Source organism: Gemmobacter aquatilis, from assembly GCF_900110025.1.
GTDB classification, from domain to species: domain Bacteria; phylum Pseudomonadota; class Alphaproteobacteria; order Rhodobacterales; family Rhodobacteraceae; genus Gemmobacter; species Gemmobacter aquatilis.
The window spans coordinates 22283-29953 of the sequence record NZ_FOCE01000019.1 but is presented as its reverse complement, the minus strand read 5'-3'; the positions used below and the strand labels follow the sequence as shown (position 1 = coordinate 29953).

General features: G+C 60.2%; 10 protein-coding genes and 1 pseudogene. 6 read left to right on the top strand and 5 right to left on the bottom strand.

Features of this window, described 5'->3' with window-relative positions:
- Positions 1-106 precede the first annotated feature (106 nt).
- The 6 genes and pseudogenes from BMX43_RS18670 to BMX43_RS18645 form a co-directional block, all read left to right on the top strand.
- Positions 107-397: pseudogene (locus BMX43_RS18670) on the top strand (DNA repair protein RadC); the annotation flags it as partial.
- 104 nt (positions 398-501) lie between these two features.
- Positions 502-993: a DUF6878 family protein gene (locus tag BMX43_RS18665; protein ID WP_091303663.1), complete on the top strand. Its 492-nt coding sequence runs from the start codon at positions 502-504 to the stop codon at positions 991-993.
- 11 nt (positions 994-1004) lie between these two features.
- Positions 1005-1382, top strand: coding sequence for a DUF6915 family protein (locus tag BMX43_RS18660; protein WP_091303662.1), 378 nt, complete (start codon positions 1005-1007; stop codon positions 1380-1382).
- 1 nt (position 1383) lies between these two features.
- Positions 1384-1578 (top strand): hypothetical protein, encoded by a 195-nt coding sequence (locus BMX43_RS18655; protein WP_091303661.1) that lies wholly within the window; start codon positions 1384-1386, stop codon positions 1576-1578.
- A 79-nt stretch (positions 1579-1657) separates the two neighbouring features.
- Positions 1658-2077 carry a hypothetical protein gene (locus BMX43_RS18650; protein ID WP_091303660.1) on the top strand — a complete coding sequence of 140 codons (420 nt, stop codon included), beginning with the start codon at positions 1658-1660 and terminating at the stop codon, positions 2075-2077.
- Complete coding sequence (locus BMX43_RS18645; protein WP_091303659.1) at positions 2070-2714, top strand: antitoxin of toxin-antitoxin stability system; 645 nt, start codon at positions 2070-2072, stop codon at positions 2712-2714. The genes BMX43_RS18650 and BMX43_RS18645 overlap by 8 nt, the downstream gene beginning before the upstream one ends.
- Here the strand turns inward: BMX43_RS18645 and BMX43_RS18640 are convergent.
- The 5 genes from BMX43_RS18640 to BMX43_RS18620 form a co-directional block, all read right to left on the bottom strand.
- The gene (locus BMX43_RS18640) at positions 2686-3327 is read right to left on the bottom strand and encodes a nucleotidyl transferase AbiEii/AbiGii toxin family protein (RefSeq protein ID WP_245749539.1); all 642 of its coding nucleotides are present in this window, start codon (positions 3325-3327) and stop codon (positions 2686-2688) included. The two genes, BMX43_RS18645 and BMX43_RS18640, sit on opposite strands and share 29 nt — an antisense overlap.
- 48 nt (positions 3328-3375) lie before the next feature.
- Positions 3376-3639, bottom strand: coding sequence for a hypothetical protein (locus tag BMX43_RS18635; protein ID WP_052642745.1), 264 nt, complete (start codon positions 3637-3639; stop codon positions 3376-3378).
- 83 nt (positions 3640-3722) lie between these two features.
- Positions 3723-4019, bottom strand: coding sequence for a hypothetical protein (locus BMX43_RS18630; protein ID WP_091303657.1), 297 nt, complete (start codon positions 4017-4019; stop codon positions 3723-3725).
- Between the two features lie 153 nt (positions 4020-4172).
- Complete coding sequence (locus tag BMX43_RS18625) at positions 4173-5087, bottom strand: hypothetical protein (protein WP_091303656.1); 915 nt, start codon at positions 5085-5087, stop codon at positions 4173-4175.
- A gap of 130 nt (positions 5088-5217) precedes the next feature.
- Complete coding sequence (locus BMX43_RS18620; RefSeq protein WP_281243158.1) at positions 5218-7308, bottom strand: competence protein CoiA family protein; 2091 nt, start codon at positions 7306-7308, stop codon at positions 5218-5220.
- Between the last annotated feature and the right edge of the window lie 363 nt (positions 7309-7671).

Sequence of the window (7671 nt, the reverse complement as noted above, 5' to 3'; positions counted from 1 at the left end):
CCCTGCTGCCAGCAGCCAAGGGGAAGGTGTCACATGGGTCAGTTCTCAATGAAAATTACGCCGCTACCCGGGTCACTTCTGGGTGGAAATCAACAACATGGACCTCGAGGCCGCGCCACAGATTCTTGCCATTCTCGACTGTGATGACCGCTTGGTGCTGGCGGGCCTCGCCACATCCGGTGCCGTGGCCTGGTGCCATCCGGTCCAAAGCGCCGCCGAGGCCCGCTCGGTCGTCATCGAGGCAAGCGCGCTGCGCGCCCAAGCAGCCCGCGCCGGTGATTGGCATGAGCCTGACCTCGCCGCCCGGCTTTGCCAGCAGGCCGACCTCCTCGAAGCGCGTCTCGTCGATCCGCTGTGGCGCAGCTTTGCCGCCCGCGCGCTGCAGATCGCGGCGTGACCCCAGAGAGGCAGAGGAGGGCAGGGGGATCGCGAGCCTGGGCAGGTGAAAGAGATCGCCCGACCGGCTCCGATCCAATCCAATCCCCCTTACCGGAGACTGACATGACCCAGACCCAACCCTCCCTCGCAGCCCCGATGCCGCCTTCGACCATCGACTTTGCTACGATCTTCGCGGGCCACGCCGAGCGCACCGCCAGGATCGAGGCCCTGCGCCCCGCTAACAAGGACCAGCTGTTCGACAGCCTGGTGGCCGCCGGGATCACCCATGTCACCGTGAGTTTCGACGGCGAAGGGGATAGCGGCCAGATTGAGAGCATCGCCGCCTGGAACGGCGAGACCGCCGTCAACTTCCCCCAAGTCGAAATCGCTTATGCCTCGCTGACCTGGGATGGCCCTGAGGTGGAAATGCGCAACCTCTCGCTCCAGGCTGTCGCCGAGCAACTGGCCTATGACTTCCTGTCCGACACCCACGGCGGCTGGGAAAACAACGACGGCGCCTATGGCGAGTTCTGCTTCGACGCGGCTGCCCGCTCCATCCACCTCGAGTTCAACGAACGGTTCACGTCGTCCGAACTCTTCACGCACGACTTCTGAGTGGGGCGGCAATGGCACATCCGTATCACCACGCCCTCTCCTCGGTGAAGAAATGGGGCGGCACCGTCGACGATTACCAGGCCATCCACGCTTGGTACGATAGCTCTAAGGCCCATTCTGCGGACTTTCGGCACAGAGCGATGTTTCATCATGCTGCTGGGATCTGGCAATCCGAGGCGATCTTCGGTTCGACGATCACGCTCTCGACCGGCCGCATCATCCCGACCCGATGGGTCGGCGAACAGCATGTGCGCGAGGATCTGGGCTTAATCCCGAGTTTCACCGACTGGGTGAAAACGATCCGGCCCGAGCCGTGGATGGGCCGGACCGAGAAGATCGAAGCCCTTGCCGACCCGCATCTGGCCCCTCCAGTTCTGGAGGTGCGCTGACATGTGTCAGGCCTATCAAGACCTTGGCCTGCCGCCCGAGGCGTCGAACCTGACAGTTCTGCGCACCGCGATCCGGCGCTTGCATCCCGACACGCTGGCCGTCCGCAGCTGGCGCGCGGCGCGCAAGCGTTACTACCGCGACCTTCTCAGCGCCCACCACGCGGCGCGAGACCTGGCGCGAGTGCAATCGCACTGACGCTCGCGTCATCCGTCGATCCCTAATTGTCATCGCGCCCGGCCACTCGGGTCGGGCGTTCTCATATCTGGAGGGCCAAATGGCCGATTATTTCACTCATTTTTCCTGTCTGATCAACGTTGGGACGCCCGAAAAGGCCGCCGCCGCAATGGCGATGTTTCAGCGCTGCCGCGCCGAGGACGATGAGTCCGATGAGCCGCAGTATCTCGGCTTCGAGATATCACCGCAGGACGAAGGCCAGTCCGGCGAGCTCTGGATTCGCGATGACGACAGCGGCGATCCCGACGGTGTTGTCGCCTTCGTCCTGCGCTTGGCTCACGACCTCGATCTTCGCGGCTTATGGGGGTTCGACTTCGCTCATACGGCCTCTCGCCCCATTCTCGGGTCATTTGGCGGCGGCGCGACGGTGATCGACCTCGGCGCGCGCAAAGTCATCGGCTGGGTCGGAACCGAGACTTGGCTTACCCAGGCGCTGACCGGGGAGGATCCCGATGCCTGAGGTTATCTGCACGACCGTCTATCAGTTCCCGGAACTGTCCGACGCAGCCAAGGAGCAGGCGCGCAGCTGGTATCGCGAGGCGGCATTCCACGATGATTGGTGGGATGCAGTCTATGACGACTTCGAGCGCATCTGCGATATCCTCGGGGTCAGCCTGAAGACCCGTTCTGTCCGGCTGATGGGCGGCGGCATCCGTCAGAAACCCTGCATCTGGTTCTCGGGGTTCTCGTCGCAAGGCGATGGCGCCTGTTTCGAAGCGACGGTTGGACACGCAAAGGGATCCACGCGCGAAATCCGCTCCTACGCCCCGCAGGATCAGACCCTGCACGGCATCGCCGGTCGTCTTCAGGCCGCTCAGCGGCAGAACTTTTATCAGCTCCACGCCGAGGTGACCCACCGCGGGCGCTACTACCACGAATATTGCATGAGCATCGACGTGTCGCGCGACAGCCCGACCGGGCAGCCTCCAGCCGAAGGAAGTGAAGAGACTGTTGTGGAGGCGCTGCGCGATCTCGCCCGCTGGCTCTATCGGCAGCTGGAGGCCGAAGATGACCATCTAACCTCTGACGAGGCGGTGGAGGAGGAGATCGTCGTCAACGAATACACCTTCACCGACGCTGGGCGCCAGTTCGGGTGACGACTGCTGTCAGCAGTTCTTTCGTGATCGTCTGCGCTCGGGTTTGGAGGGCCTGAAAGCCCTCTGACACCAACAACTTCGCGGTGACAGACTCTACGAGTCTCGGGTTCATCTTTTCAGTCACCCGAAGCGCTTCTTCGCAGGCGGCTGGAAACCTTGAACATGCGTCAACGACATAGTCCTCGCCCAGTGCCTGGGCGACGGCGGCGATGTCGAACATGTCCCTCGGCTGCAAGTGCGAGCCGCGGAACACCACCTTCTTCGCGAGGATTTCGGCCGGCGTCTCAAGCTTGATGCTTCGTCCGCGGATTTCGGAAACGGCAAACGGTTCTTCGGTGACCGGGTCGCAGCAGATGAAGTCGATTTCGCCGACGCCGTCGAACACGATCTTCAACGCCCGTGTGCCATCGGTCTCGTAGTCGCTCGGCGCAAGAGTCAGATCGTATCCTTGCGTCTCCGGGTTCAGGTAAGGCAGGTACTGGGCATCGTCGATGAACAGGTCGATGTCGTGGCTTTCGCGGTGCCGGATCTGAAGCATGAGGGCAGTTCCGCCCCCAAAGCTCCAATTGTGCATGCCGATACCTTGGCCGTTGGCCTGGTCGATGATCGACATTGCCACATCAAAAAGCTCGGGCCAGCGGCTTGGCTGCGGGGTGTTCATTCAGATTGCGAGCGGAAGCTTGTATCCGGCGAGATCGGAAAACTTCCCTGCAACTGCGATGACGGCGTCCTTGTGGACACCCATCTCGTCGATAAACGACTGTTGAAGCTTGGGCGACACTTCGGACAGGAAGGCAAACACGCTGCAATCGCAAGTGTCGGCGCTCTTGATGTCGGCAATCTTTTCGGCCAACTGCGCAGCCGTCAGCAGCACGCCGTAGGGCGCGCTGACTGTCGACATTACCTTTGCGGCGACCGAGGCCATTGCATCATCTCTGTGCGGAAACTTCCCAAGCAATATAGGAGATGGAGGTCTACAAAGCAATAAAGCCGCGACCCCGCTGGTTTTCACCTGTTTCCGTCAATCCACTTCGACATCAGCCCCTTGTCGCGGAAGCATTCTTCCGGGACGGCGCGGCGCTTGATGCGAGCCAGGCGTTCGGCGAAAGCGACCTGTTTTGACGAGGGCAGGCGGTCGAGTTCGGAGAGGGGCTTCATCCGCGCTTGCGCGTCGATCCAGGCGCTCAGAGAGCGACGATCCTGTTGGACTTCCCAGGGGAGGAGCGTCTGGTTCTTCAGTGCCAATGACCGTGCATAGGCGATCTGCTTTAAGGTAGCGGGGAGGGCAAAGGCGGTGTCTTCCATCGGGAATCTTCCTTCTCGGCTTGGCCCTAATATATAGAACAAAAAGCGAACATGTGCAAGATGAGCGGTCCTTTACGGGAAATCCCCTTAGTTGGCGGTTCGCGCCATCCTCGGGACATGGAAAGACAGCGGAAAGCCTACCGCCGAAGCCGTTCAGGTCTGATCCGAAGGTTGCGATTCACCTACGCCTTCGATTACCCGAACGGTCTCGTTCACTTGCCCCAATCCGCGCACGTGCGCTTTGCGCCAGCTCGACCCTTTGGCCGTTCGCATGTAGTGCCCACGGACTCGATGGGCCCGACGTCGTGCGCCGCCAACACCACCTTCTTCGTCGTCGATTGCCTGCAAATGCAATCGGCCCTGCGCGTTTACTCTGATCTTGGTCACGGTCGGCGGCACTCCGACTGGAAGTGTCCCCTCTCGCTCCATCCGCCGCCGCTCCGGGCGCGAAAACATCGGCTCGTCGCTCGCATCGAGAGGGCCGCCTTTTGCGGAGATCAAGTGCATCGCCCCGACTGCGTTCAGGATTGCCCAACCAGTCTGAGGAAACGCGTCGCCGAAAAACTGACTAATCTGTTCATCCTGGCTCCCTTCATAGCGGCTGATGAACCGGGGAGCGGTGAACGGGTCAGCCCGCATGTCGAGCTTTGCAGCTGCATCGACAGTCAGCATCAGCAAGGGCTCGATCAGCGGTTGGCCGGCGGACTGATGAAAGCTGCAAACCAGGATCTTGCCGGCAATCTTCTGGATCAGGACACCCGATCCGGTCAGTATCCCACCAACTTCCTCCTGAAACTCCATCCAGACCGCGTCAAATGGCAGCGGTGCTTCGAGAAGAAGAGGACCGAAATCCTCGACCAGCTTAACGCCGGATTGAACCGTGGCGATCAGGTCGAGCGCTGCGGGCTCGATGACGAATGGAGTGGCACGATAGGAGAGATCCCTGATCATTTTGACCCGAAGAAAGCGCTCCCGCTGAGCTTCGCCAGCCAATGAAATGAGCAACGGGTCCGATGCCGGGTCCGCCAGATACCGATCGTAGATTTCTCTTAAGGTCTTCAAAAGCAAGGAAAAATCCTTTCACGGCCGGATTACTGCGGTTGAGCGCGACGATGCGCTAAATGATCCGCAACCCGCCTGCAGACTTCAAGCGTCAAACTGTTCTCTGCAAAACGCTGCTGATCGCAAGTGCCGGGGTTCAGAGGGACATCGGCAACTCCTTCATGATCCATGGCGGCTTGATCCGTGGTGCTGCAACAAGGTTGGTCAAGCGCCGTGCGTTGGTGCTGTCTCCTTTGAGGGCGCAGTCAAGGATGCTGCGGCTGCCGGGTTCAGGGCAGCTGAGAAGTGACCTTAGCGCGAAGTCCTCCGGGGTTGCGCCCTCCATGCCATATTGTCCGTCCTTTTCTACCTCAGCCAGCCTGACGACGAGGGGTTTCAGAACCCGAAGGGCCTCGCAGAAGGCCTGTCGACCAAATTTTGCATCCGCCTCGAACTTGAGGAAGTGATGCAGCAGGATGTTGCGCAGGCCTCGCATCAACCGCTCCAGCCCGAGATCCTTCGTCAGGTTCCAAATCAGCGCGACGGGCTCGATGATTGATTTGGCGTCTTGAGACTTCGCGTTCAGCTCGTCGACCTCGCTATAGGTCAGAGGACCATCCACACTGGTTTCAAGAAGAGCACGTAATGACTGTTCGCTCGGAAGCAGGTCGGGGAGTCGCGCGTCTTGCCAGGCTCCCAGGGCCTCGAGCCCCTGCAGAGCGGGGTCCAGCCACGACATCAGCTTGTCCAACTCAGCATCAACCCGTTCGCCGCGCGTATTCTTCGCGAGCTGATTGACTGCTTTTTGCCGGCCGGACAGGAATTGGACCGTTACATCTCCGCCGTTCTCGAAAATGGCTAAGGCAAGTGAGGCTAGCTCCTTTGGGGCTGGGCATGTTTCTGTGCCCTTGATCGTCGGACCAAGGACCGCGAGGAGCGAGTCCAGCAACCTGGAGGCGCTATAGTTGCCAAACTTGGAAATGTTGGCGCTCGCGAGCCAGGCCGCCCCATTCGCGGTGGGTGACAATCCCTTTGGGCCATAACCAAGCTGGGCGCCATGTTCCTTTACAAGATAGCCCTCAACACGCTTCACCTTTTCCAGCAGACTGAGGTTTTCCTTGTGCCGAGCTTGCAGCGGGCGCCGAAAGTCGGCCAGGTCAACGGCCCTTGAGTTTGCCACCGTGGAGGCCTGCTGCCCTTTGCTAACGGCTGCGAGGAAACCAGCGATTGCGGCGGAGGCGAAAGTCCTTTGCGTCTTTGAAGCCTCGACCAAGAACTCGGGCTTGACCCAGCCTGCCTGTCGAATGTCAGCGAGAGTAAGCCCCACCATTCTGTCAAACGAAGTGGCATCCCGTTCGGCAACATTTCGGTCGATCCATGGGGCAAAGAAGCTGAGGACACGGGCGCGCCAAACCGCCGGAGGTACATCGAAGATCTGGTCGTCCGCCGCCAAGGCGAAAAAGTGGTCCTTCCCCAGGGCTCGCCATTCAAGAACCTGCTGCGCTGCGCTTCTCTCTTCGGCTGCCGTTCCCTTTGATGGTGCGCGGGTCTTCGCCGCTGCCCGAGCCGTTCTACGTTCCTCCGCCAGAAAGGCGGCCTGCTGCGCCTTTTCGTCCTCACGCAAACGCTGTTGTCTCTCTTCTTCCAGAATGGCGGCCTTGAATTCCTCCGTCTTTCGGTGGTGCAGCCATTCTCTCGGGGCGGTCTTGCGGAGCAAATTGGATAGCGCGCTACGCGTAACTTCGCGGTTGATCGAAGCAAGATCGATCTCAATCATGGAGTGGCCAGCGTTCCGAACCTTTTCCAGTTTGAACTCGTCGACGGCGTGAGTGACGCGGATTTCGATGAAAAGAATCCTGGTGACCTCACCGATCGACATGGTGGCACGTAAATCAGGTCTAAAGCCCCCTTCCCATGTCTCGATCTCGATCGAATGTAGCCTAACTATTCGCTTTTCTAGGCACTGCTTTCCCCGAACCATCAGCTTGGGCAGCAACAGCTCCGGGGTGGCGATCAGGACGTTCTTCGCCTCCCGGTGCAGTGCCGTTTCACCGGCAGCTACACACTCCTCGCCATTGCTGTGGGCGAAATGGTGTACTCTGATCGCCCCTTTCTTGGCGATGAGGGCCATGCCGCAGTCTGGGCAGGTCAGGTCCGTCTTTCCTTGCCTCGCATCCCGGATATGGATCAAGTCGCCATTTGAATTTCGGCCGAATATCGTCCTCCCGTCCCCGTGTGGGCGAAACACGCTTAGGTCGGATTCGGGCTGGTCCGTGGCAGCTTGCCACTCCTCATCTGTTGTCACTTCTGAAATTCCCGGGGCATCCTTGACCTGACGACATCCGCCTGATGGGTCAGCATAACTCCACAATCAACTTCTGCCAGCATATGAGCCTGCGTCAATAACGCCGGTTTGAATGAGCAGGGCGGCGGTTCGAACGATGATGGCTGATTGATGGGTCCTTCGATGAGTGTCGGCTGGACACCTCCCGGCGGTTCGCCGGGACCGGGCCTTGGTCCTTTAGACTGGAGCCTGTTCTAGCAGTCTCCCCCCATTCGGGCGACAGTCCCTGGTGCAAGAAGGGGAGTGAGAGGGGGGCCGGAAAAGGTC